Origin of the sequence: Bradyrhizobium sp. 604_D8_N2_3, assembly GCF_051810765.1 — a bacterium.
Taxonomy (GTDB): domain Bacteria; phylum Pseudomonadota; class Alphaproteobacteria; order Rhizobiales; family Xanthobacteraceae; genus Bradyrhizobium; species Bradyrhizobium barranii.
In genome coordinates, this window is record NZ_JBPWPM010000001.1 from 4668517 (window position 1) to 4692325 (window position 23809).

Below are 23809 nucleotides of genomic sequence, written 5' to 3' on the forward strand. Positions count from 1 at the left end.
GGCGGGTCGGCACCACTCCATTCCGTTGCAGCCAACGTGCTGGTCGTGATCTCGTTCGCGGCGCTACGCATTTCGTCGCGCCGTGGTTCGCTGCGACAGACGTTGCGCGGTTAGGAACATCCGTTCCCCGTCGACGTTGGCCGGCTATGACAGACCCCGAATTGCGCGCGCAGTCTTTCGAGATCGCCTGGAAATATCTCGACCAATCCGGCCTGCTCACCGGTGAGCCCAATGATTCAGCCCGCTTCATCCTGAACAGGATCGACCGGTTGATGCTGCGCGGCGAGCGGCGCAGGCTGCTGCTGTCGAACGCCGCGATCGATGCGTACCGATTGCGGCCCGTGCTCGTGACCTTGGATGCATGAACGAACCGAGCCAGCGAAACGCGGCATTAATGAATGCGCGCTGCCGATTTTTGCGATGACGATTCGTGCTTTTGGAACGAAGCGGAGTCGGACCGTGAACAAAAGAAAGGCCGCTTAGGCGTCGGCTGATCTGGTGCTGCGCCTGGCTCAATCGATCGCCAGGCAGTGCTCCAAATGTGGCTCCGAGTCCGCCTTCTGGCGGCTTGGACGCGCCCAGGCCTGAATAGCGAAGGCGAGTTGATGCTGACTGGCCGCCGCGTCCGCAATGGAAGCCCGCGCCGTCTCGATGCGCCGTGTGATCACGCTGGAGCTCACGACGCCAGCGTCGATTGCCAAATACGACATCGCGATCACGGCAACCGCAGATGCGATAGCCATTCTCGTCCACTCGGTTGGCAGCATCGAATTCCCTATCGGGCGCACGTCGCCCGGCGCATAGATAGGGTTCGTCTGTCCGGTTCAAAGACTGGGGCGAGGGTACCCACGTATTCGTGAAGTAATGAGGATTGGTAACTGTGCGTCCGTCACGTCGATCAAGCGGCACCGAAATTCCGGCAGCGCGAATCGAAATCGTCCACGGGATCGACGAGAACAGCGAGGCTCTTGAAGACGTCTCCGGTGAGCGGGCGGCCGATACCGCAAGTCGGCTCCATCGGCCTCGTCAATCCAGTGATGAATGGCGATCCCAGCAGGACTCGAACCTGCAACCCGCGGAGTAGAAATCCGCTACTCTATCCAGTTGAGCTATGGGACCGTCTTGATGCCGGCCTCGGCTGCCGCCTGCCGGTCTTCTATCACGCCAAATATGAAAAATCCTCGCTCCCGCCAAGTCTGAACCGAACCGTTTTCCTCAACGCCGCGACTAAGCGGAACGGTGGGGTGTCAGGGTGCCGGGTTGAGCGGCAGCGGACTGGACGATGGATTACATCGCCGGGAACGCTGGCCAGCTTCCGGGACACGGCCGCCGGTCGATCGGTCAGGTATGGCTGCGCCATCAGGACGGCGTGCGCGGTGATATCTCGATCGGTCTCCTCAGGGCTTGCCTTGTCATGGCGAATGCGACGATTTGCACCTTTGGTTCCATCGCCTTGAGTCCGTCACCTTTCCGCGCATTTCATGCTCACGCGGCGTTCGCCGCGATTTCCGGGAGTCCATTATGATCGGTCTTGTTCGCGCCGTCACACTCTGCGCCACGCTGGCGCTCGGCCTTAGCGCAGCGCTGGCCGCCGACAAGGCGTTCAAGCGCGACGACCTCGCCGATTCCGCGATCAAGCTGGAGGCCCAGATCAAGAGCGAAGCGGGGCCGGTCGCCAAGACCAGCGCGACGCTGCGCACCGACGCCGACGCCGCCTTCCGGCGCAATGATTTCCGCACCGGGCTGTCGGTGCTCGGCCAGATCGCCGCGACCACGCCGGAGGATACCGGCAACTGGCTGCGGCTCGCCAAGGTGATCTTCCAGATCTCGCCGAAAAGCTCGAGCGAGCAGACGTTCCTGCTGGAGCGGGCCTCGACCGCCGCCTACATCGCCTACCAGCGCGCCGGCAATCCGGGCGAGGAGGCGGATGCGCTCGCCGTGCTCGGCAAGTCGCTGGCCGAACGCAAGCTGTGGCGGCCGGCGCTGGATGCGCTGCGGCTGTCGCTCGACATGCGCGAGGTCGCCGACGTTCGCGGCCAATACGAGAAGATGCGCGACGAGCACGGCTTCCGGCTGCTCGACTATACCGTGGACTCGGATTCGGCGAGCCCGCGCGCCTGCTTCCAGTTCTCGGAGGAGCTGGCCAAGCGCACCGATTTCGCGCCGTACCTCGCGCTGGCGGGCCAGGACAAGCCGGCGCTATCGGCCGAAGGCAAGCAGCTCTGCGTCGACGGGCTGAAGCACGGCGAGCGCTACAACATCAATCTGCGCGCCGGCTTGCCGTCCACCGTGAAGGAGGGCCTGCCGAAATCGGCCGAGTTCAACGTCTATGTGCGCGACCGCAAGCCGTTCGTGCGCTTCACCAGCCGTGCCTATGTGCTGCCGCGGACCGGCCAGCGCGGCATTCCCGTGGTCAGCGTCAACACGCCCGCCGTCAACATCAACGTGTTCCGGATCGGCGACCGCAATCTGATCAACACGGTGGTGGACAGCGATTTCCAGAAGACCTTGTCGCGCTACCAGCTCTCCGATCTCGGCGCCGAGCGCGGCGTCAAGGTCTGGACCGGCGAGCTCGCGACCGCGATGACGCTGAACCAGGACGTCACCACGGCTTTCCCGGTCGACGAGGCGCTCGGCGAGCTTCAGCCCGGCGTCTATGTCATGACGGCCGCGGCCAAGGGCCCGGGCTCGGATGACGACAATCAGCTCGCCACCCAATGGTTCATCGTCTCCGACCTCGGGGTAGCAGCCTATTCCGGCAATGACGGCATCCATGTCTTCGTGAACTCGCTGGCGTCGACCGATCCGGTCGGCAAGGCCGAGGTGCGGCTGGTTGCCCGCAACAACGAGATTTTGGCGACCCGCAAGACCGATGACAGCGGCCATGTGCTGTTCGAGGCGGGGCTTGCGCGTGGCGAGGGCGGCCTGTCGCCGGCGATGCTGACGGTCACGGGCGAGAAGGCCGACTATGCTTTCCTGAGCCTGAAGACCTCGGCTTTCGACCTGTCCGACCGCGGCGTTTCGGGCCGGGCGGTGCCATCGGGCGCCGATGCCTTCGTCTATGCCGAGCGCGGCGTCTATCGCTCCAGCGAGACCGTCTATCTCACCGCGCTCTTGCGCGACGGGCAGGGCAATGCCGTTGCCGGCGGGCCGCTGACGCTGGTGATCGAGCGCCCCGACGGCGTCGAATTCCGCCGCGCCGTGCTGGCCGACCAGGGCGCCGGCGGCCGTACGCTGTCCGTGCCGCTCAATTCGGCTGTCCCGACCGGGACCTGGCGGGTGCGTGCCTTCACCGATCCGAAGGGCTCGTCGGTCGGCGAAACCACCTTCATGGTCGAGGACTACGTTCCTGACAGGATCGAATTCGACTTGTCCGCCAAGGACAAGCTGATCAAAGCTAACGCTCCGGTGGAGCTCAAGGCGGATGGCCATTTCCTCTATGGCGCGCCGGCCTCCGGTCTCCAGCTCGAAGGCGACATGCTGGTCGCGCCCGCGAGCGAACGCCCGGGCTTTGCCGGCTACCAGTTCGGCGTCGCCGACGAGGAGACCACCTCGAACGAGCGCACGCCGCTGGAGAATTTGCCGGAAGCCGACGCCAATGGCGTTGCCACCTTCCCGGTGACGCTGGACAAGCAGCCTGCCTCGACGCGCCCGCAGGAGGCGCAGATCTTCGTGCGCATGGTCGAGACCGGCGGCCGCGCCGTCGAGCGCAAGATCGTGCTGCCGGTCGCGCCCGCGAACGCCATGATCGGCACCAAGCCGCTGTTCGGCGACAAGAACGTCGCCGAGGGCGACAAGGCCGAGTTCGACGTAGTGTTCGTTTCGCCTGAGGGTGAGAGACTGCGCCGCGATGGCCTGCGCTACGAGCTCCTGAAGATGGAGTCGCGCTACCAGTGGTATCGCCAGAACAATTACTGGGAGTACGAGCCGGTCAAATCGACTTCGCGCGTTTCCGACGGCGACGTGACGATCGCTGCCGACAAGCCGTCGCGAATCTCGCTGAGCCCGCAGCCCGGCCGCTACCGGCTCGATGTGAAGTCGAACGACGCCGACGGTCCGGTGACCTCGGTGCAGTTCGACGTCGGCTGGTATTCCGACGGCAGCGCCGATACGCCGGACCTGCTGGAGACCTCGATCGACAAGCCGCAATACGCCTCCGGCGACACCATGACAGTGTCGGTGAACGTCCGCAGCGCCGGCAAGCTCACGGTCAACGTGCTCGGCGACCGCCTGCTGACGACGCAGACCATCGACGTCAAGGAAGGTACCGCGCAGGTGAGGCTGCCGGTCGGCAAGGACTGGGGCACCGGCGCCTATGTGGTGGCGACGCTGCGCCGCCCGCTCGATGCGGCTGCGCAACGCATGCCGGGCCGGGCGATCGGCCTGAAATGGTTCGGCATCGACAAGCAGACCCGCACGCTCCAGGTGAAGCTGACGCCGCCGGCACTGGTCCGGCCGAATGCGACGTTGAAGATCCCGGTCAAGCTCGACGGGCTCAATCCGGGTGAGGACGCCAAGGTCGTCATCGCCGCGGTCGATGTCGGCATTCTCAACCTGACCAATTACAAGCCGCCGGCGCCGGACGATTACTATCTCGGCCAGCGCCGCCTGAGCGCGGAAATCCGCGATCTCTATGGGCAACTGATCGACGGCATGTCGGGCACGGGCGGACAGATCAAGTCCGGCGGCGATGCCGGCGCCGGCGAATTGCAGGGCTCTCCGCCTGCGCAAAAGCCGCTCGCGCTCTACTCGGGCATCGTCACGGTCGCCGCCGACGGCACCGCCGAAGTGAGCTTCGATATCCCCGAGTTCGCCGGCACCGCGCGCGTGATGGCGGTGGCGTGGACTGCGACCAAGCTCGGCCGCGCCAACACGGATGTCGTGATCCGCGACCCCGTGGTGCTGACCACGACGTTGCCGCGCTTCCTGCTCAATGGCGACCACGGCACGGTCAACCTCGAGATCGACAATGTCGAGGGCCAGGCCGGCGACTACTTCATCAACGTGAAGACAGGCGGCCCGGTGAAGATGACCGGAAATCCCGCAACCACGGTCAAGCTCGGCGCCAAGCAGCGCAACGCGTTTACGCTCGCAATCGACGCGACGGCGGCGGGGCAGGCGACGCTCGACGTTGATATCAAGGGGCCGAACGGCCTTGCGCTGGCGCGTCACTATGCGCTCGACGTCAAGGCGGCGACGCAGGTGCTGGCGCGGCGTTCGATCCGGACGCTGGCGAAGGGTGAAAGCCTGACGCTGACCTCGGACATGTTCTCCGATCTCGTCCCGGGCACCGGCAGCGTCTCGGTGTCGGCCAGCCTGTCGACGGCGCTCGACGCCGCAACGATCCTGAAGGCGCTCGACCGCTATCCCTATGGCTGCTCCGAACAGATCACGAGCCGTGCCTTGCCGTTGCTCTATGTCAACGAGCTCGCCGCCGGCGCGCATCTGGCCATGGACACCGAGGTCGACCAGCGCATCCGCGATGCGATCGAGCGGCTGCTGGCACGCCAGGGCTCCAACGGCTCGTTCGGCCTGTGGTCGGCCGGAGGCGACGACGCCTGGCTCGACGCCTACGTGACGGACTTCCTCACCCGCGCCCGCGAAAAGGGCTTTGCGGTGCCGGACGTGCTGTTCAAGAACGCGCTCGACCGTATCCGCAACTCGGTCGTGAACGGCAACGAGCCGGAGAAGGACGGCGGGCGCGATCTCGCCTACGGACTCTACGTGCTCGCGCGTAACGGCGCGGCGCCGATCGGCGATCTCCGCTATCTCGCCGACACCAAGCTCGCCAACCTCGCGACCCCGATCGCGAAGTCGCAGCTTGCGGCGGCGCTCGCACTGGTCGGCGACCGCAACCGCGCGGAACGCGTCTACGGTGCCGCGCTCGACAGCCTTGCGCCAAAACCGGTGCTGGAGTTCGGCCGCACCGACTACGGCTCGCAGCTGCGCGATGCCGCAGCGCTGGTCTCGCTTGCCAGCGAAGGCAACGCGCCGAAGGCGACGCTGACGCAGGCGGTGTCGCGGGTCGAGACCGCGCGCGGTCTGACGCCCTACACATCCACGCAGGAGAATGCGTGGCTGGTGCTGGCGGCGCGCGCGCTGGCCAAGGAGAACCTGTCGATGGAAGTTGACGGCCAGCCGGTCAAGACCGCGCTGTACCGCAGCTACAAGGCTGTGACGCTGGAGGGCAAGCCGCTGAAGATCACCAACACCGGCGATGCGCCGGTTCAGGCGGTGGTCTCGGTGTCGGGCTCGCCGGTCACGCCGGAGCCGGCTGCATCGAACGGCTTCAAGATCGAGCGCAATTACTTCACGCTCGACGGCAAGCCCGCCGACATCAGCAAGGTCAAGCAGAACCAGCGTTTCGCCGTGGTGCTGAAGATCACCGAAGCGAAGCCCGAGTACGGCCACATCATGGTGTCCGACTATCTGCCCGCGGGCCTCGAGATCGACAATCCGAAGCTGGTCTCGTCCGGCGACAGCGGCACGCTGGACTGGATCGAGGACGGCGAGGAGCCCGAAGATACCGAGTTCCGTGACGACCGCTTCACGGCGGCGGTCGATCGCGCCTCGGACTCCAAGTCGGTCTTCACCGTCGCCTACGTCGTGCGCGCGGTCTCGCCCGGCAAATACGTGCTGCCGCAGGCCTATGTCGAGGACATGTACAATCCCTCGCGCTACGGCCGGACCGGGACGGGTAACGTCGAGGTGCGGGCGGCGAAGTGAGTGGTGAGATGAGCGAAGCAGAGCCACATACTCCGCCGTCATGCCCGGGCAAAAGCGCGAAGCGCGTCTTCGCGCAGATGTCCCGGGCATCCACGAACTGTGGCGCTGCCGGCAAAGACGTGGATGGCCGGGTCAAGCCCGGCCATGACGGAGCCAGGGGCAGGGGCTTTCGCGTCCTCTCGGGCCTCGCGCTCACGCTCATCCTCGTCACCTGCGGCTTCGTCGCCTGGGTCTACTCGCTCGGCCCGCTGCCGCTCGACGAGGCACGCCAAGTCTCCACCACGATCGTCGATCGCAACGGAAAACTGCTGCGCGCGTATGCCATGGCCGACGGCCGCTGGCGGCTGCCGGTCGATGCCAGGGCCAATGTCGATCCGACCTATCTCAAACTGCTGCTCGCCTATGAGGACCAGCGCTTCTACGCGCATAATGGTCTCGACCCGCTCGCTCTCGGGCGCGCCGCACTACAGCTGACCACGCGCGGCCACATCGTCTCGGGCGGCTCGACCATCTCGATGCAGCTGGCGCGGTTGATGGAGCCGCGGCGGCAGCGCTCGCTCTATGCAAAGCTGCGGCAGATCGTGCGGGCGATCGAGATCGAGCGCAGCATGAGCAAGGCCGAGATCCTCGACCTCTATCTCGCGCTCGCGCCCTACGGCGGCAATCTCGAAGGCATCCGCTCGGCCTCGATCGCCTATCTCGGCAAGGAGCCGAAGCGCTTGTCGCTGGCGGAAGCCGCGCTGCTGGTCGCGCTGCCGCAATCGCCGGAGACGCGCCGGCTCGATCGCTATCCCGAGGCCGCACGCAAGGCGCGCGACCGCGTGCTGGACCGCATGGTCGAGGAGCATGTGGTCGCCCTTGAGGACGCGAAGCAGGCCAAGGCCGTACCCGTGCCAAAACTGCGCAAGCCGATGCCGATCCTCGCGCCGCACGCCTCCGACACGGCGCTGTCGACGGTCAAGGATACGCCGGTCATCAAGCTGACGCTCGATGCCAATTTGCAGAAGGTGCTGGAGCCGCTGGCGCGCGACCGTGCCATTGCGCTCGGGCCCAATATCTCGGTCGGCATCATCGTGGTCGATAATGAGAGCGGCGACGTGCTCGCCCGCGTCGGTTCGGCCGACTATTTCGACGAGAGCCGGGCGGGGCAGGTCGACATGACCCGCGCCGTCCGTTCGCCGGGTTCGACGCTAAAACCCTTCATCTACGGGCTCGCCTTCGAGGACGGCTTCGTCCACCCCGACAGTCTGATCGACGACCGGCCCGTCCGCTTCGGATCCTACGCGCCGGAAAATTTCGACATGACGTTTCAGGGCACGGTACCGGTGAAGAAGGCGCTGCAATTGTCGCTGAACGTGCCGGCGATCGTGCTGCTCGACCGCGTCGGTGCGAGCCGGCTGTCGTCGCGGCTGCGGCAGGCCGGTGGCAATCTGGTCCTGCCCAAGGACGAGGCACCTGGGCTCGCGATGGGACTCGGCGGCGTCGGCGTGACACTGCAGGACCTCACCCAGCTCTATACGGGTTTCGCCCGGCTCGGCACCACCATGCCGTTGCGCGACCTCATGACCGGCCGGGACGATCGGGAACCGCTGCGGCTGCTGGACCAGGTCGCGGCCTGGCAGGTCGGCAACGTGCTCCTGGGGACGCCGCCGCCCGAAAATGCCGCTCACAACCGCATCGCGTTCAAGACCGGCACCTCCTACGGCTATCGCGACGCATGGTCGGTCGGCTTCGACGGCCGCATGACCATCGGCGTCTGGGTCGGCCGGCCCGATGGTGCGCCGGTTCCCGGGCTGATCGGCCGCGTGGCCGCAGCCCCGATCCTGTTCGACGCCTTCGCCCGCACCGGCAAGACGCTGGCCCCGTTGCCGAAGCCGCCGAAGGGAACCCTGGTCGCCAGCAACGCCAAGTTGCCATTGCCGCTGAAGCGGTTCCGCCCAGTCGGGGACCTGGTGCGGACCGGCAGCGAGCAGGCGCTGCACATCCAGTTCCCGCTGAACGGCTCGCGGATCGATGTCGACCGTTCCGGCGGCGAGGGAAGCGCAGCCATGCCGGTGAAGGTCGCCGGCGGCGTCCTTCCCATGACCATCATGGTTAATGGAACATCACTCGGTGAGATCGACGGGCGCCGCCAGCGCCTGATCGATCCGCCCGGTCCGGGCTTTGCGCGGCTCACCGTGATCGACGCCACTGGCGCCGCGGACACAGTTGTCATTCGAATTCAATGACCCCGCCTTAACCGGTTGTCGGAATGACGGTTTCAGCGTAAGCGGAACCAATGGCCGAGACCTATCCCAGCCCCCGTTTTGGAGCACCCCGCGAGCCGAAAGCGCCCGTGAATCCGGGCAGCCGGCTCGTGCTTATGCTGGACTACGCCACGGCCAGTCACGCCCGCGCAGTCGGCTTCCTGCTGCTGTGTGCGCTGCTGCTGTTCCTGCCGGGCTTCTTCACGATTCCGCCTGTTGACCGCGACGAGGCGCGCTTCGCGCAGGCCACCAAGCAGATGGTCGAGAGCGGCGATTATGTCGACATCCGTTTTCAGGAAGACGTCCGCTACAAGAAGCCGGTCGGCATCTACTGGTTGCAATCGGCCGCAGTTGAAGCCGCATCAGCGCTCAAGCTGCCGAAGGCCGAATTGCGGATCTGGGTGTACCGGCTGCCGTCGCTGATCGGCGCCATCGGCGCCGTGCTGATGACCTATTGGGCCGCGCTCGGCTTCGTCACGCGGCGCGCCGCTGTGCTTGCCGCGCTCCTGATGTGTGCCTCCGTGCTGCTCGGCGTCGAGGCGCGGCTGGCGAAAACCGATGCGATGCTGCTGTTCTGCGTGACCGCCGCGATGGGCGCAATGTCGCGCGCCTATCTGTCGTGGCAGCGCGCCGAGGATGAGACCCATCCGCCGTGGAGCTGGCCCGCGATCTTCTGGACCGCGCTCGCGGTCGGCATCCTGATCAAGGGTCCGCTGATCCTGATGTTCGCAGGCCTCACCATCGTCGCGCTCGCGATCCAGGACCGCGATGCCTCGTGGCTGTGGAAGCTGCGTCCGCTCTGGGGCCTGATGTGGATGCTGGTGCTGGTGCTGCCCTGGTTCGTCGCGATCTTCTGGCGCGCTGGCGATGCCTTCTTCGCCGATTCCGTCGGCGGCGACATGCTGAGCAAAATCGGCGCCCAGGAATCCCATGGCGCGCCGCCCGGACTGTATTTGGCGCTGTTCTGGATCACGTTCTGGCCGGGCGCGCCGCTTGCGGCGATGGCGGCGCCGGCGGTGTGGCGGGCCCGGCGCGAGCCCGGCGCGCAGTTCCTGCTGGCCTGGCTGATCCCGTCTTGGATCGTGTTCGAGGCGGTGCTGACCAAGCTGCCGCATTACGTGCTGCCGCTGTATCCGGCGATCGCGATCCTCACCGTCGGTGCGCTGGAGCGCAACGTCCTGTCGCGCTCGTGGCTCGCGCGCGGCTCGGCCTGGTGGTTCGCGATTCCCGCTGCCGCCTCGATCATCGCCGTGGTCGGCGCGGTCATGCTGACGCGGCAACCGGCGTTCGTGGCCTGGCCGTTCATTGCGGCCTCGCTCATTTTCGGTCTGTTCGCCTGGTGGCTGTTCGACACCAATCGCGCCGAGCGCTCGCTGCTCAACGCGCTGGTCGCAGCGCTGATGCTCGCGGTCGTGGTCTACGGCATCGTGCTGCCGTCGCTGACCCCGCTGTTTCCGAGCATCGAGATCGCACGCGCGCTTCGCAACGTCACCTGCGTCGGGCCGAAGGCAGCCGCTGCCGGATATCACGAGCCGAGCCTCGTGTTCCTGACGGGCACGCAGACGCTGCTGACCGACGGCTCTGGCGCGGCGGATTTCCTGCGGCAGGGGAGCTGTCGCTTCGCGCTGATCGAGCAGCGCTCGGAGCGCAGCTTCGTGCAGCGCGCCGAGGCGATCGGGTTGCGCTACAAGGTCGGTACGCGCATCGACGGCTATAATTTCTCGCAAGGGCGCGCGATCTCGATCTCGATCTTCCGCTCGGAAGGCACTGAGTAGATGCCGGCGCCAGCCGACATCACGCCGCGCCCGGGCTATCCCGCGCAATTGCTCGCGGTGTCGGGCCGTGCCCTGGCGCAACTCGTCCGTACGCCTTCGCATTCATGCCGCGCCGAAGCCGCGCGAAAGCTGGCGCGGCATTCGCTGTGGCTCAGCGCGGCCGGTGCGGCCTTGATTATCGTGCTGATGCTCGCGTTCGATCAGACCGAGATCCAGCTGATGCCGGTGCGTGGCACGCCGAGCCTGTGGCCGATCCGCATCCTCACCGATTTCGGCAAGGACGAGTATGTGCTCTCGGTGCTCGGGGGGACGCTGGTGCTCCTGGCGCTCGTTGCAGCGGGATTGCACGGCACCCGTCGTGGGTTGCTGCTCGGCCTCGGTACGCGGCTGCAGTTCATGTTTCTGTCTGTCGCCCTGTCCGTGTTCGTTGCCGAGATCCTGAAATATCTCATCGGTCGCGGACGTCCGTTCGTGAGCGGCAAGGCCGATCCGTTCAACTTCATCCCGTTAGAGGGAACGGGGGCTTATGCCAGCCTGCCGTCGGGTCATGCGGTGACGGCGTTTGCGCTGGCGTTTGCGGTCTCGGCACTGTGGCCGCGCCTGCGCGTGTTCATGTTCACTTACGCAATCGTGATCCTGCTGACCCGGCTGGTGCTGCTCGCGCATCATCCGAGCGACGTCGTCGCCGGCGCTCTGGTCGGCATGGTCGGCGCCATGGCAGTGCGCTACTGGTTCGCGGCCCGGAGGCTCGGCTTTGCCATCCGCGCCGACGGCACCATTGTGCCTCTTGCAGGGGCGGTCTCGGGCCGCCTCAAAAGGGTTGCCCACGGGGCATCCGCCCCATAAAAGCGGCTGCCTGCCGGGACCGCCGGTTCCCCGGGGCAGGCCAATTCCAACCACGAGCTTTCGATTTGTCGTCGTCCCAGCCTTCGGTTTCCATCGTCGTTCCCGTGCGCAACGAAGCCGACAACATCGCGCCGCTGATCGAGGAGATCGGCGCGGCGCTCGACGGCCGCTGGGCCTATGAAATCATCTACGTCAACGACGGCTCGACGGACGCGACCGGCGAACGGCTCGGCGCGATCATGCAGCAGCGGGACAATCTCCGGCAGCTTCGCCATGCCAGATCAGGCGGCCAGTCGGCAGCAGTGCGCAGTGGCGTGCGCGCGGCGCGCGGCACAATCGTGGCGACGCTCGACGGCGACGGGCAGAACAATCCCGCCTTCCTGCCGGACCTGATCGCGGCGGTCGAGAAGGGGGCGGGGCGCGTCGGTCTCGCTGCCGGTCAGCGTGTCGGACGCAAGGATACCGGCTTCAAGAAATTCCAGTCGCGCGTGGCGAACGGCGTCCGCAATGCTATCCTGAAGGACGGAACGCGCGATACCGGTTGCGGCCTGAAGGCGTTCCGGCGCGACGTGTTCCTGATGATGCCCTATTTCGACGGGCTGCATCGCTTCCTGCCGGCGCTGGTGCGCCGCGAGGGCTACGAGATCGCCTATGTCGACGTGATCGACCGGCCGCGCCGTTCCGGCGTGTCAAACTATGGTTTCTTCGACCGGCTGTGGATCGGCATCATGGATCTCGTCGGCGTGTGGTGGCTGATCCGCCGCAAGAAGCCGACACCAGATGTGACTGAGGTGAAGGCATGATCATCCAATACGGTCAGGCGTTGAATAACTATCTCTACGACGTCTTCGTCGCCAAGTTCGATTTCTGGCTGGCGTTCGGCCTCGTCGCGCAGCTGTTCTTCACCGCGCGCTTCCTGGTACAGTGGATCGCGAGCGAGCGGGCCGGCAACAGCGTGGTGCCGATGGCGTTCTGGTTCTGCTCGATGGGCGGCGGGTTGATGACGCTGGTCTATGGCGTCGTGAAGCGCGAACCCGTCATCATCCTCGGACAGGCGCTCGCGACCATCATCTATGTCCGCAACATCATGCTGATCATCAAGAACCGCGGCCGCGCCTCAAGAACGCTGGAACGCTGAGATGCGCCGCTAGCGCGGTAACGCCGAGGCCGCGCCGGAGGCGGGCAGGGCGGTATCCGCCTCACTCCTGCGATAAGGCTCGCCGGCGGCATCGAGCACGGGATAGGCGACCGAGCAGATATGCGAGTGGATGCGGCGCAGGTCGCGCAGCACGTCCAGATGCAGCGAGGTGGTCTCGATGGTCTCGGGGCGGCCCTCGCGCAGGCGGTCGAGATGACGCTCGACGGCGGCGAGCTCGGTGTTCTTCAGCGTGGTCTTCTCCACCAGCAGCTTGCGCGCTTCGTTGGCATCGCCCGACATGAAGACGCCGAAGGCGATCCGCAGCGAGTCCATCGTGCGCTTGTGGAAGGCGGCGAGCTCCTCGGCGCCCTCGACCGAGAACTGAAAGCGGCGCTTGATCTTCTTGGTCGCGAGCTCGCTCAGGCTCTTGTCGATGATGTCGCCGATATGCTCGAGGTTGATGGCGAAGGAGATGATCTCCATCGCGCGCCGGCCCTCGCTCTCGTCGAGGCTGCCCCGCATCAGCTTCGTCACATAGAGCTTGATGGCTTCGTCGAGGCTGTCGACGACATTGTCCATCTTCGTGACCTGGTCGACCAGCGCACGGTCGCCGGTCATCATCGCCGCCATCACCTTGCGCAGCATGACCTCGACCAGATCGCCCATGCGCAAGGTCTCGCGCGCGGCGTCGGCGAGCGCCAGTGACGGCGTCTCCAGCGCGCTCTCGTCGAGATAGCGCGGCCGGGCCGGATCGTCCTCCCGGACGCGATCAGGCAGCAGCCGGGTCAGGAGCCGGGACATGATGTCGAGTAGGCCGATGAAGATGACGGCCGTGCCCACGTTGAAGGCGATGTGGAAGGCCGCCGTCATCCTGGCGAGATCGGGCTGCCAGGCGTGCATGTGCTCGGCGATCCCACTCAGGAAGGGCAGCACCAGCGCGATCCCGATCACGCGGTTGGCGAGATTGCCGAGCGGCAGGCGGTAGCTCGCGGGATCGTCGCGCCGGGCGCCCTCGAACACGGGATTAATGGCGCTGCCGAGATTGGCCCCCAACACCAGCGCGAGGGCTGCGTAAGGCGTGATGAACTGCGAATAGGCCAGCGACATGATCAGCAGCACGCTGGCGACGCTCGAATGCACCGCCCAGGTGACGAGCGCGGCGATGACGATGCAGAGCACGGGATCGCCCGTGATCGCCGACATCATGACGCGAACACCCGGCGCGTTCTCCGCCGGAGCCAGCGTGTCGAGCAGGATGTGCAGCGACAGCAGCATCAAGCCGAGCCCGATGAAGACGCGGCCGATATCCTTGATCCGCGACCGTGGGCCGGAGCGGAAGGCGACGAGCCCGAGCACGAACAGGACAGGCGCAACGGCTGCGATGTTGAACGACAGCACCTGCACGATCAGCGTCGTGCCGACATTGGCTCCCAGCATGATGGCGAGCGCGGCGGCCAGGCTGACCAGGCCTTCTGCCGCGAATGAGCTGGTGATCAGCGCCGTCGCCGTGCTGCTCTGGAGCAGCGCGGTGAGGCCTAGCCCGGCAGCGAACGCGTTGAATCGGTTGCCGAGCGCCTTGCCGAGCAGCCGCCGTAGGTCCGGGCCGAAGGCACGCAGAATCCCGCTGTGGACCATGTGCAGGCCCCACAGCAACAGCGCCACGCCGCCCATCAGATCGAGCAGAACCAACGTTCCCATGCTCCGCGTCCGGATTGGAGTCGACTGGTGAGGCTAGCGCCAAACGTCAGCAGTTCAAACCCTTTGTTGGCGCATCGGCGTTAACGTTTGCGGCGGTTGCGCGTTCCCGCGGCGCGCGTTTTGCGCGTCCGCCGGCGCGCGATTGCCGCGTCCCGAGGCGCGATGCCTTGTGAGCAGGCTTACATTGCCGCCTTGAGGGCAGCGAAGCCGCGATCGAGATCGGACTTGAGATCGTCGACGCTTTCGAGGCCGATGTGAAGACGCAGGGTCGGGCCGCCCGGCGACCACTTCGTGGCGGTGCGATAGGCGTCGCAATCGAAGGGAATCACGAGGCTCTCGAAGCCGCCCCAGGAGAAGCCCATGCCGAACAGCTTGAGCGTGTCGAGCATGGTGTCGACGGCCTTCTGCGGCGCCGGCTTCAACACGATGCTGAACAGGCCCGACGCGCCGGTGAAATCGCGCTTCCAGATCGCATGGCCGGGATCGGTTTCGAGCGCCGGATGCAGCACGCGCGCAACCTCGGGTCGGGCCGCGAGCCAGCGCGCCATGTCGAGCCCCGAGCGATGATGCTGCGCCAATCGTACCGACAGCGTGCGCAGGCCGCGCAGCGCCAGGAAGACGTCGTCAGGGCCGGCGCAGACGCCGAGCAGGCGGATGCCTTCGGCAATCTGCGGCCAGGCCTTGGCGTTGGCCGAGATGGTGCCGAACATGATGTCGGAATGGCCGCCGATATACTTGGTGGCGGCCTGCATGCTGATGTCGACACCCTGGTCGAGCGAGCGATGATAGAGCGGCGTCGCCCAGGTGTTGTCGTCGATGACGAGCGCATCGCGCGCATGCGCGACCTCGGCGATGGCGCGGATGTCCGGCATCTCGAACGATTGCGAGCCCGGCGCCTCCACCAGCACCGCGCGGGTGTTGGGCTTGAACAGCTTGTCGATGCCCGCGCCGATCAGCGGATCGAAATAGGTGGTCTCGATGCCAAGGCGCGCGAGCATGCCGTTGCAGAAATTGCGCGAGGGCCGATAGACGTTGTCGCAGACGAGCAGATGGTCGCCGGTCTTCAGCACCGAGAGCAGGGTGGTGGAGATCGCCGAAAGGCCTGACGGCACGATGCCGACGCCGGCGCATTGCGGCCCCTCCAGTGCCATCAGCGTCTCCTGGAACGCCCTGGTGGTGGGGGTGCCGTGGCGGCCGTACTGGAACTCGCCGCGATGGGCGTGCAGGTCCTCGGCGGTCGGATAGAGCACGGTCGAACCGTGAAACACCGGCGGATTGACGAACCCCTTCTGCGCCTTGGTGTCGCGGCCGGAGGTCACCAGCCGGGTTTCGGCGTTCTGTTGGGAGGGGTGCGAGGAATCCATGCGTCTGCTTTCAAAACCGCGTTTCCACCGGGCGCGCCGCGCCCGCGGGCCGGCCGAAGGCCGCTGCCGTTAATAACAGAACACAGAAGAGTCCCGTCAACCCCTTGACCCGGCTCGCCAGTCGTTCTGAGATGCGCGGGTGCTATTCAGTCGCCGCATGTTGAGGGGCTGCCGCGACCTTCGATCCATCGTCTGACCGGACCTTGCGTCACAGCCATAACGGCGGACGCCTGCGGCGGGGATTAAGGTATGGCCTCCCGGGATGGGCGAGTGTTCGGCAAGGTTTTCCAGCATGACTCTTGCAAGGCTAGTCTTGATGCGGCTAGCCCTGGCGGAGACGATCCCAAAGACGCCATTCCTGACCTTGAGACGACTTTGAAAGGCCTTCAGCCCATGAAACGCGTAACTCTGGCTCTCACTCTCGCTCTCGCCGCCGGCCTCTCCGCCCAGGCCGCCGATGCGCAAACGCTCAAGACCATCAAGGACCGGGGCATGCTGTCCTGCGGCGTCAGCCAAGGCCTGCCCGGCTTCTCCTCGCCCGACGACAAGGGCAACTGGACCGGGCTTGACGTCGACCTCTGCCGCGCGATCGCAGGCGCGATCTTCAACGATCCGACCAAGGTCAAGTACGTGCCGTTGTCCGCCAAGGATCGTTTCACGGCGCTGCAATCCGGCGAAATCGACGTGCTCTCGCGCAACACCACCTGGACCATCTCGCGCGACACCTCGCTCGGCGCCAACTTCACCGGCGTCACCTATTATGACGGGCAGGGCTTCATGGTGAAGAAGTCGCTCAAGGTGAATTCGGCGCTCGAGCTCAACAGCGCCTCGGTCTGCGTCCAGACCGGCACCACCACCGAGCAGAATCTCGCCGACTACTTCAAGGCCAACAACATGAAGTACGAGGTGATCGCGTTCGGCACCAACGACGAGACCGTCAAGGCCTATGAAGCCGGGCGCTGCGACGTCTTCACCACCGACCAGTCGGGCCTGTACGCCAACCGCCTCAAGCTTGCCAATCCCAACGACCATATGGTGCTCCCCGAAATCATCTCGAAGGAGCCGCTCGGGCCGATGGTGCGCCACGGCGACGACCAGTGGTTCGACATCGTGAAATGGACGCTGTTCGCCATGGTTACCGCCGAAGAGCTCGGCGTGACCTCGAAGAACGTGGACGAGAAGGCGAAACTGGAAAATCCGGAGCTGAAGCGCGTGCTCGGCAGCGACGGCAATTTCGGCGAACAGCTCGGCCTGACCAAGGACTGGGTGGTGCGGATCGTGAAGGCCACCGGCAATTACGGCGAGGTGTTCGACCGCAACGTCGGCGCCGGTTCGCCGCTCGGCATCAGCCGTGGCCTCAACAATCTCTGGAATAAGGGCGGTCTTCAGTACGCGCCGCCGATCCGCTGATCCCGCCTGATCCGCGGCGATGAGCACCGAGGCTCGAAAACCGCCGGCCCAGATCGCGCTGAAGATCAGGCGCGTTCTGGGCGGCAAGGCAGGCTGGAACGGCGTCGCCGTCCAGTTTGCCTTCGCGGCGATCCTGGGCTGGATTGGCTACGAGATCGTCTCCAACGCCCGGGCCAACCTCGAAAACCAGCACATTGCCGCCGGCTTCGGCTTCCTGCGCAACAACGCCGGCTTCGACGTCAACCAGACCCTGATCTCCTACACCGGCTCGGACACATTCCTGCGCGTGTTCGTGGTCGGGCTTTTGAACACGCTCGTGGTCTCGGTGGTGGGCATCTTCTTCGCCACCGTGATCGGCTTCATCGTCGCGCTGTGCCGGCTGTCGCCCAACTGGCTGTTGTCGCGCGTCGGCGAGATCTATGTCGAGATCTGCCGAAATCTGCCGGTGCTGTTCCAGATCCTGTTCTGGTACCTGGCGGTTCTCGCGGCCTTGCCCAATCCGCGGCAGAGCATTTCGCTGCTGGGCATCGCCTTCATCAGCAACCGTGGGCTCGTCATTCCGCGCCCGATCGGTGAGGGCGGCTTCGAGCCATTCCTGGCGATGCTGGTCCTCGGCATTGTCGCTTCGCTGGTTTTGCGCTTCTATGCGCGGCGGGCGCTATTTCAGCGCGGTCAGATGATCCGGATCTGGCCCTATGTGCTGGGCCTGCTGTTCGGGCTGCCGCTCGCGGCCGTGCTGGTGTTCGGCCTGCCCTTCACCTTCGAGCTGCCGCAGCTCAAGGGGTTCAATTTTGCCGGCGGCTCAAGAGTCATCCCGGAATTCGTGGCGCTGACGCTGGCGCTGTCGACCTATACCGCGGCCTTCATCGCCGAGATCGTGCGCGCCGGCATCCTGTCCGTCCACTCCGGTCAGATGGAAGCGGGATCCTCGCTCGGCCTGAGCCGCGGCACCACGCTCCGCCTGATCGTCGTGCCGCAGGCGATGCGCGTCATCGTGCCGCCGCTGACCAACCAGTACCTCAACCTCACCAAGAATTCCTCGCTCGCGGTCGCGATCGGCTATCCTGACCTGGTGTCGGTGTTCGCCGGCACGTCGCTGAGCCAAACCGGGCAGGCGATCGAGATCATTGCCATGACGATGGGCGTCTACCTCCTGATCTCGCTGCTCACGAGCGCCGTCATGAGCGTCTACGGTTGGCGCGTCAGCCGGAGTCTGGGCGCATGAGCGACATCATCTCGTCCGCCTATGTCCGCCGGGACCTGCTCACTGAGCGTCCCGCGCCGGTCAAGACCACGGGCTTCATCGGCCTGATGCGCACGCGCCTGTTCAATTCGCCGACCAACATTTTGCTCACGATCGTCGGCGCCTTGCTGCTCTGGTTCACCGTCATTCCTGCCGTGAAGTTCCTGATGGTCGATGCGGTCTGGACCGGCAAGGATCGCACGGCGTGCCTGACCGAGAATGCCGGCTTTTCGGTCGGCGCCTGCTGGCCCTTCATCCAGGCCAAGCTGCCGCAACTGATCTACGGCTTCTATCCCGAGGCCGAGCGCTGGCGGGTCAACCTTTCGCTGATCCTGGCGGCGGCTCTGCTTCTGCCGCTGCTCATTCCGCGCCTGCCGGCGAAGGGACTGAACGCCGGTCTGTTCTTCTTCGCCTTTCCAGTCGTTGCATTCTTTCTGTTGCACGGCGGCGGCATCACCGGGTTTGGCCTGAGCTGGACGGCCGGCCTGCTGCGATTGTTCGACGACAGCATCATCGGCGCCGGGCAGGCTCTGCTCAGTCTCGCCAAGACCTCAGCCATCGCACCGCTCTTCTGGCTGGCCGGCAATCTCATCGTGCTGGTCGGCACCGCGATCTACTGGCTGATCTTTCCGCTGACCTGGCTGCGTGACCAGCTCCAGGGAACGGGCCAGTCGGTCTGGGCCGATTTCGCCATCACGGCGGCCATCGTCTCCCTGATCGCCTTCGTCGTCGGTGGCGGCGTTCGCACCGGCGGCCGGGCGCTGACATCCAGCATCGCCACCTTTGTCGCCATCGCGGTCGTGATCAAGCTGATGGGGCTCGATCACGGCGGCCTGCCGGTCGTGACCACGAATCTGTGGGGCGGGCTTCTTGTGACGCTGGTGGTCTCCGTGACCGGCATCGTCACCTCGCTGCCGATCGGCATCGCGCTGGCGCTCGGCCGCCGCTCGACCATTCCGCTGATCCGGATCTTCTCGATCGCCTTCATCGAGTTCTGGCGCGGCGTGCCGCTGATCACCGTGCTGTTCTTCGCGACCTACATGCTGCCCTTGTTTCTGCCGGGCAATTTTACGGTCGACGGTCTGGTACGCGCGCTGATCGGCATTTCGCTATTCACGGGCGCCTATCAGGCCGAGAACGTCCGCGGCGGGCTGGCCGCGATCCCGCGCGGGCAGGGCGAGGCGGCCGCCGCCCTGGGCCTGTCCTGGTGGAAGACGACCTCGCTGATCGTGCTGCCGCAGGCGCTGCGCCACGTCATTCCGAACCTCGTCAACAGCTTCATCTCGCTGTTCAAGGACACGTCGCTGGTCTCGATCGTGGCGCTGTTCGACCTGCTGGGCTCGCTCAGGGCGTCGTTCTCGGATCCGAAATGGTCGACGCCGTCGACCGCGTTCACCGGCTTTGCCTTCGCCGGGATCATCTACTTCATCTTCTGCTTTGGAATGTCGCGCTACTCGCTCTTCGTCGAGCACCGCCTCAACGCTCACCGTCGCAACTGATCGAGGTCATCATGTCCGACCCCATCGTCAAGATTTCCGGCCTCAACAAATGGTACGGCGAGTTCCACGTGCTGCGCGACATCGACCTCGAGGTCAAGAAGGGCGAGCGCATCGTGATCTGCGGCCCCTCGGGCTCGGGCAAGTCGACGTTGATCCGCTGCATCAACGCGCTCGAGGAATTCCAGGAGGGCGAGATCGTCGTCGACGGCATCGAGCTCGGGCCGAACCTGAAGCACGTCGATGCGGTCCGCCGCGAGGTCGGCATGGTGTTCCAGAGCTTCAACCTGTTCCCCCATCTGACCGTGCTGGAGAACTGCACGCTGGCGCCGATCTGGGTGCGCAATATCCCGAAGAGGGACGCCGAGGTCAACGCGATGAAATTCCTGGAGCGGGTCAAGATCCCGCATCAGGCCAACAAGTTTCCCGGACAGATGTCCGGCGGCCAGCAGCAGCGCGTCGCGATCGCACGCGCGCTGACGATGAACCCCAAGGTAATGCTGTTCGACGAGCCGACCTCGGCGCTCGACCCCGAAATGGTCAAGGAAGTGCTCGACACCATGGTCGACCTCGCCGAGGAGGGCATGACTATGCTGGTCGTCACTCACGAAATGGGCTTCGCCCGCGAGGTCGCCAACCGCGTCGTGTTCATGGATGCGGGCCAGATCATCGAGGCCAATACGCCGAACGAGTTCTTCGCCGCTCCCCAGCACGCCCGCACCAAGCTGTTCTTGAGCCAGATCTTGCGGTGAAGCGAGCTGCCGTAGGGTGGGCAAAGGCGCGTCGCGCCGTGCCCACCATCCCTCGGCGATCTTGGCAAGCATGGTGGGCACGCTGACGCTTTGCCCACCCTACGGCACCGCGGCTTGGCTCAACTTGAGCCGGACTTGGTAATCCGGGCGGCCGCAACCCTCCCGGCCTAGACGAACGGCGGCTTGATGTTGCTGCGCTTCTCCAGCCATTCCGGCACTGGCAGGTTCTTGGCGCGCATGAAGTCGGCATTGAACAGCTTCGACTGATAGCGGCTGCCGGAATCGCAGAGCACGGTGACGATGGTCTTGCCGGGCCCGAGCTGTTTCGCGAGCCGGATCGCGCCGGCGATGTTGATGCCGGTGGAACCGCCGAGGCACAGGCCTTCGTGCTGGAGCAGCTCGTAGATCACCGTGACGGCTTCCGCGTCGGGAACGAGATAGGCGTCATCCACCTTGGCGCTCTCGACGATTGCGGTCGCACGGTTGAGGCCGATACCTTCCGTGATCGAGCCGCCCGGCGTCGCCTTGGCGTCGCCGCTCCGGAAATATTCGAACATGCCGGCGCCATGCGGATCGGCGCAGGCGATCCTCACGTTCTTGTTCTTTTCTTTCAGATAGCGGCTGACGCCGGCGAGCGTGCCGCCGCTGCCGACCGAGCAGACGAAGCCGTCGACCTTGCCGCCGGTCTGCTCCCAGATCTCGGGGCCCGTCGACTCGTAGTGCGCCTTCGCATTGTCGAGGTTGTTCCACTGGTCTGCGAACAGCACGCCATTGGGCTCGGTCTTGCGCAGCTCGTCGGCGAGCCGGCGGCCGACATGCTGATAATTGTTGGGATTGGCATAGGGCAGGGCCGGCACCTCGATCAGCTCGGCGCCGCACAGCTTAAGAAAATCCTTCTTCTCCTGGCTCTGCGTCTCCGGGATCACGATCAGCGTGCGGTAGCCGCGCGCGCTCGCCACGACCGCGAGGCCGATGCCGGTGTTGCCGGCGGTCGCCTCCACCACGAGACCGCCCGGCTTGAGCTCGCCGCGCTTCTCGGCCTCCAGGATCATCCATTTGCCGGCGCGGTCCTTCACCGACTGGCCCGGATTCATGAACTCGGCCTTGCCCAGAATGGTGCAGCCGGTCAGTTCGGAGGCGCGCTTGAGCTTGATGAGCGGGGTGTTGCCGATGGCTTCGACAACGTCATTTTTGATGGTCATGTCAGGCAATTACCGGCTGGATCATAGGGTGGCGCGACCCTAAAGTAGGGTGGCGGGCCTTACAAGCGACCCTTGCAAGCCGACCCCGCAAACCCTTATTGCTGCTTTGCGAAGATGACTTGCCGGACGTCGATATTCCCGGACAGGAATCCGGCCTCGCAATAGGACAGGTAATACTCCCACAGCCGCCGGAACCGGTCGTCGAAGCCGAGCGGCACGAGGCCCGGCCAGGCCGTCTGGAAGTTATTCCGCCAGGTGGCCAGTGTCTTGGCATAATCCTGCCCGAAGATGCGCTCGCGAATGACGGGCAGACCGAACCTGTCACCGAGCGACTTGAGCACGGCGGGCGAGGGCAGCATGCCGCCGGGAAAGACGTAGCGCTGGATGAAGTCCACCTCGCGCCGGTAGCTCTGGAACAGCCTGTCCTGGATGGTGATCGCCTGGATGCCGGCGAGGCCGCCGGGCAGCAGCCGGTCCCGCAACTGGGCAAAATATTTCGGCCAGAACTGCTCGCCGACGGCCTCGATCATCTCGATCGAGGCGATGCGGTCGTAGCGGTCGCATTCGTCGCGATAATCCTGAAGACGGATCTCGACCTTGTCGGCAAGGCCCGCCTCGTGAATGCGCTTCTGCGCAAAATCGCGCTGCTCGGTCGAGATCGTGAGGCCCACCACGCGCGTGCCGAAGGTCTTTGCGGCGAACTCGGCGAAGCCGCCCCAACCGCAGCCGATCTCGAGCAGCGTCTGGTCCGGCTTCAGGTCGAGCGCCTCGGCGAGCCGGCGGTATTTGTTGGTCTGGGCTGCCGTGAGATCGGAGGTGCTCTCCTCGAACAGCGCCGAGGAATAGGTCATGCCGGGATCGAGCCAGGCCGAATAGAACGCGTTGCCGATGTCGTAATGGGCATGGATGTTGCGCCGCGCCTGGCGGCGGGTGTTGCGGTTGAACCAGTGCTGCAGCAGTTGGACGAACCGCATCAGCGGCTTGTCGTTCAGCATGGCCTGGATGAGATCGTGGTTGACGCAGAACAGGTAGAGGAATTGCGTCAGGTCCGGCGTATCCCAGTCGCCGGCGAGATAGGCCTCCGCGATGCCGATGTCGCCGCCGTTGATGAGGCGCGACGCGAAGCCGTAATTGTGCAGCCGCATCGCCGCATTCGGGCCCGGCTCCTGGCCGCCGAGGCGGATCACGCGTCCGTCGGGCAGGGTGACGTCGAGCGTTCCTCGCCGCAGCCGCGCGCCAAAACTGAGTGCGAGCCGAACGATGCGCGGCAGATCGGCAAGCACTGTGTCTATGGTGTCTGACGTCACCGAGATGGTATGCGACATCGGCAGATCCATCACCTGAACGGATACTCTCCGACCGCGAGCCAGGCGCCCCCATACGCCTCATATCGCTGGACCCGAGGGCGCCCCGCAAACGGTCAGCGTCGAATCATGCGCATGATATAGGTGCGCGCTGCGCCGGTCGCCAAGGGGCTGGCGGGGTACCTCCGGCAGTCCACCGCCGTGTGCACAGTGCGATTGCAGGCCTAGCGCGCCGTGCGCTCAGCCAAGGCCGGGGAAGCTGCGGTGCGCCGCGGCGCAGGTTTCGGTGGAGCGCCTGGCGGGACCGGTAGCCCTGGCGTCGGCGTGGCGGCAATATCACATGAAATCTTGGTAAGCTTGAATGCGCCTCGGTGCGAGGTTGGAATACAAAAAAGCCCTGTGACACAGGTATATTTTGTATTTGCGTGAGTTCGACATCGACGCATTCGAGGCCGCATTTCGCAGGTGCGGGACTGTCCCCCTGTTCCGCGCCCCGCTAGTATGAACTTCAGGTTCCGCAGAAAGCATCACGGCTGTGAACGAGTTACACAAACGCCCCCGGCCGTTCCGCCACGAATCGGTTAATCCGGCTCTGCGGTGGCGGATCTA

The 23809-nt window shown here is 65.3% G+C and carries 17 protein-coding genes and 1 tRNA gene; 13 read left to right on the forward strand and 5 right to left on the reverse strand.

The genetic code is table 11. The annotated features are described in order from the left end of the window. Positions 1–146: 146 nt before the first annotated feature. Positions 147–365 carry a hypothetical protein gene (locus AB7245_RS22205; protein ID WP_166341428.1) on the forward strand — a complete coding sequence of 73 codons (219 nt, stop codon included), beginning with the start codon at positions 147–149 and terminating at the stop codon, positions 363–365. A gap of 265 nt (positions 366–630) precedes the next feature. Beyond that, the gene (locus AB7245_RS22210; RefSeq protein WP_231141891.1) at positions 631–804 is read left to right on the forward strand and encodes a hypothetical protein; all 174 of its coding nucleotides are present in this window, start codon (positions 631–633) and stop codon (positions 802–804) included. 238 nt (positions 805–1042) lie between these two features. On the opposite strand, the gene AB7245_RS22215 is transcribed toward AB7245_RS22210, so the two are convergent. Continuing rightward, positions 1043–1119, reverse strand: a tRNA-Arg gene (locus AB7245_RS22215). 163 nt (positions 1120–1282) lie between these two features. On the opposite strand from AB7245_RS22215, the gene AB7245_RS22220 reads away from it, so the two are divergent. The 7 genes from AB7245_RS22220 to AB7245_RS22250 all read left to right on the forward strand — a co-directional run bounded on the left by AB7245_RS22220 (position 1283) and on the right by AB7245_RS22250 (position 12731). Next, positions 1283–1525 (forward strand): hypothetical protein, encoded by a 243-nt coding sequence (locus AB7245_RS22220; protein ID WP_166341529.1) that lies wholly within the window; start codon positions 1283–1285, stop codon positions 1523–1525. Next, on the forward strand, positions 1522–6726 hold the full coding sequence (locus tag AB7245_RS22225; protein ID WP_439034939.1) for an alpha-2-macroglobulin family protein: 5205 nt from the start codon (positions 1522–1524) through the stop codon (positions 6724–6726). Before AB7245_RS22220 ends, AB7245_RS22225 begins: the two co-directional genes overlap by 4 nt. A gap of 119 nt (positions 6727–6845) precedes the next feature. After that, entirely contained in the window at positions 6846–8954 is a 2109-nt protein-coding gene (gene pbpC / locus AB7245_RS22230) for a penicillin-binding protein 1C (RefSeq protein ID WP_439034940.1), read from the forward strand. Between the two features lie 50 nt (positions 8955–9004). Then, complete coding sequence (locus tag AB7245_RS22235; protein WP_028151725.1) at positions 9005–10747, forward strand: ArnT family glycosyltransferase; 1743 nt, start codon at positions 9005–9007, stop codon at positions 10745–10747. Continuing rightward, positions 10748–11593 carry a phosphatase PAP2 family protein gene (locus AB7245_RS22240; RefSeq protein ID WP_085401447.1) on the forward strand — a complete coding sequence of 282 codons (846 nt, stop codon included), beginning with the start codon at positions 10748–10750 and terminating at the stop codon, positions 11591–11593. 65 nt (positions 11594–11658) lie between these two features. Next, a complete protein-coding gene (locus tag AB7245_RS22245) occupies positions 11659–12396 on the forward strand; it encodes a glycosyltransferase family 2 protein (protein WP_071914140.1) in 738 nt (245 codons plus the stop codon). Then, the gene (locus tag AB7245_RS22250; RefSeq protein ID WP_028151722.1) at positions 12393–12731 is read left to right on the forward strand and encodes a lipid-A-disaccharide synthase N-terminal domain-containing protein; all 339 of its coding nucleotides are present in this window, start codon (positions 12393–12395) and stop codon (positions 12729–12731) included. Before AB7245_RS22245 ends, AB7245_RS22250 begins: the two co-directional genes overlap by 4 nt. 9 nt (positions 12732–12740) lie before the next feature. Here AB7245_RS22250 and AB7245_RS22255 read toward each other — a convergent pair whose 3' ends face one another. Together AB7245_RS22255 and metC are read right to left on the reverse strand one after the other, a co-directional pair. After that, on the reverse strand, positions 12741–14429 hold the full coding sequence (locus AB7245_RS22255) for a Na/Pi cotransporter family protein (protein ID WP_439034941.1): 1689 nt from the start codon (positions 14427–14429) through the stop codon (positions 12741–12743). A gap of 179 nt (positions 14430–14608) precedes the next feature. After that, entirely contained in the window at positions 14609–15793 is a 1185-nt protein-coding gene (metC, locus tag AB7245_RS22260) for a cystathionine beta-lyase (protein WP_439034942.1), read from the reverse strand. A 393-nt stretch (positions 15794–16186) separates the two neighbouring features. On the opposite strand from metC, the gene AB7245_RS22265 reads away from it, so the two are divergent. The 4 genes from AB7245_RS22265 to AB7245_RS22280 are packed head-to-tail and all read left to right on the forward strand — an operon-like array spanning position 16187 to position 20694. Beyond that, entirely contained in the window at positions 16187–17203 is a 1017-nt protein-coding gene (locus AB7245_RS22265; protein WP_208086720.1) for an amino acid ABC transporter substrate-binding protein, read from the forward strand. A 19-nt stretch (positions 17204–17222) separates the two neighbouring features. Next, positions 17223–18428, forward strand: a complete 1206-nt coding sequence (locus AB7245_RS22270) for an amino acid ABC transporter permease (protein WP_439034943.1) — start codon at positions 17223–17225, stop codon at positions 18426–18428. Further along, the gene (locus AB7245_RS22275; RefSeq protein ID WP_439034944.1) at positions 18425–19945 is read left to right on the forward strand and encodes an amino acid ABC transporter permease; all 1521 of its coding nucleotides are present in this window, start codon (positions 18425–18427) and stop codon (positions 19943–19945) included. Before AB7245_RS22270 ends, AB7245_RS22275 begins: the two co-directional genes overlap by 4 nt. 11 nt (positions 19946–19956) lie before the next feature. Then, positions 19957–20694 carry an amino acid ABC transporter ATP-binding protein gene (locus AB7245_RS22280; RefSeq protein WP_063983419.1) on the forward strand — a complete coding sequence of 246 codons (738 nt, stop codon included), beginning with the start codon at positions 19957–19959 and terminating at the stop codon, positions 20692–20694. A gap of 167 nt (positions 20695–20861) precedes the next feature. Here AB7245_RS22280 and AB7245_RS22285 read toward each other — a convergent pair whose 3' ends face one another. After that, positions 20862–21896 (reverse strand): cysteine synthase A, encoded by a 1035-nt coding sequence (locus tag AB7245_RS22285; protein WP_028147612.1) that lies wholly within the window; start codon positions 21894–21896, stop codon positions 20862–20864. Positions 21897–21991: 95 nt separating this feature from the next. Then, positions 21992–23221 carry an SAM-dependent methyltransferase gene (locus tag AB7245_RS22290; RefSeq protein ID WP_063986386.1) on the reverse strand — a complete coding sequence of 410 codons (1230 nt, stop codon included), beginning with the start codon at positions 23219–23221 and terminating at the stop codon, positions 21992–21994. Between the last annotated feature and the right edge of the window lie 588 nt (positions 23222–23809).

What these genes read in the sequence shown, in the direction of transcription:
- AB7245_RS22255 (WP_439034941.1), bottom strand. Translation starts at nt 14,429, where the DNA reads ATGGGAACGTTGGTTCTGCTCGATCTGATGGGCGGCGTGGCGCTGTTG.
- AB7245_RS22250 (WP_028151722.1), top strand. Translation starts at nt 12,393, where the DNA reads ATGATCATCCAATACGGTCAGGCGTTGAATAACTATCTCTACGACGTC.
- AB7245_RS22275 (WP_439034944.1), top strand. Translation starts at nt 18,425, where the DNA reads ATGAGCGACATCATCTCGTCCGCCTATGTCCGCCGGGACCTGCTCACT.
- AB7245_RS22280 (WP_063983419.1), top strand. Translation starts at nt 19,957, where the DNA reads ATGTCCGACCCCATCGTCAAGATTTCCGGCCTCAACAAATGGTACGGC.
- AB7245_RS22240 (WP_085401447.1), top strand. Translation starts at nt 10,748, where the DNA reads ATGCCGGCGCCAGCCGACATCACGCCGCGCCCGGGCTATCCCGCGCAA.
- AB7245_RS22235 (WP_028151725.1), top strand. Translation starts at nt 9,005, where the DNA reads ATGGCCGAGACCTATCCCAGCCCCCGTTTTGGAGCACCCCGCGAGCCG.
- AB7245_RS22220 (WP_166341529.1), top strand. Translation starts at nt 1,283, where the DNA reads ATGGATTACATCGCCGGGAACGCTGGCCAGCTTCCGGGACACGGCCGC.
- AB7245_RS22270 (WP_439034943.1), top strand. Translation starts at nt 17,223, where the DNA reads ATGAGCACCGAGGCTCGAAAACCGCCGGCCCAGATCGCGCTGAAGATC.
- metC (WP_439034942.1), bottom strand. Translation starts at nt 15,793, where the DNA reads ATGGATTCCTCGCACCCCTCCCAACAGAACGCCGAAACCCGGCTGGTG.
- AB7245_RS22290 (WP_063986386.1), bottom strand. Translation starts at nt 23,221, where the DNA reads ATGTCGCATACCATCTCGGTGACGTCAGACACCATAGACACAGTGCTT.
- AB7245_RS22210 (WP_231141891.1), top strand. Translation starts at nt 631, where the DNA reads ATGGAAGCCCGCGCCGTCTCGATGCGCCGTGTGATCACGCTGGAGCTC.
- AB7245_RS22225 (WP_439034939.1), top strand. Translation starts at nt 1,522, where the DNA reads ATGATCGGTCTTGTTCGCGCCGTCACACTCTGCGCCACGCTGGCGCTC.
- AB7245_RS22205 (WP_166341428.1), top strand. Translation starts at nt 147, where the DNA reads ATGACAGACCCCGAATTGCGCGCGCAGTCTTTCGAGATCGCCTGGAAA.
- AB7245_RS22285 (WP_028147612.1), bottom strand. Translation starts at nt 21,896, where the DNA reads ATGACCATCAAAAATGACGTTGTCGAAGCCATCGGCAACACCCCGCTC.
- AB7245_RS22265 (WP_208086720.1), top strand. Translation starts at nt 16,187, where the DNA reads ATGAAACGCGTAACTCTGGCTCTCACTCTCGCTCTCGCCGCCGGCCTC.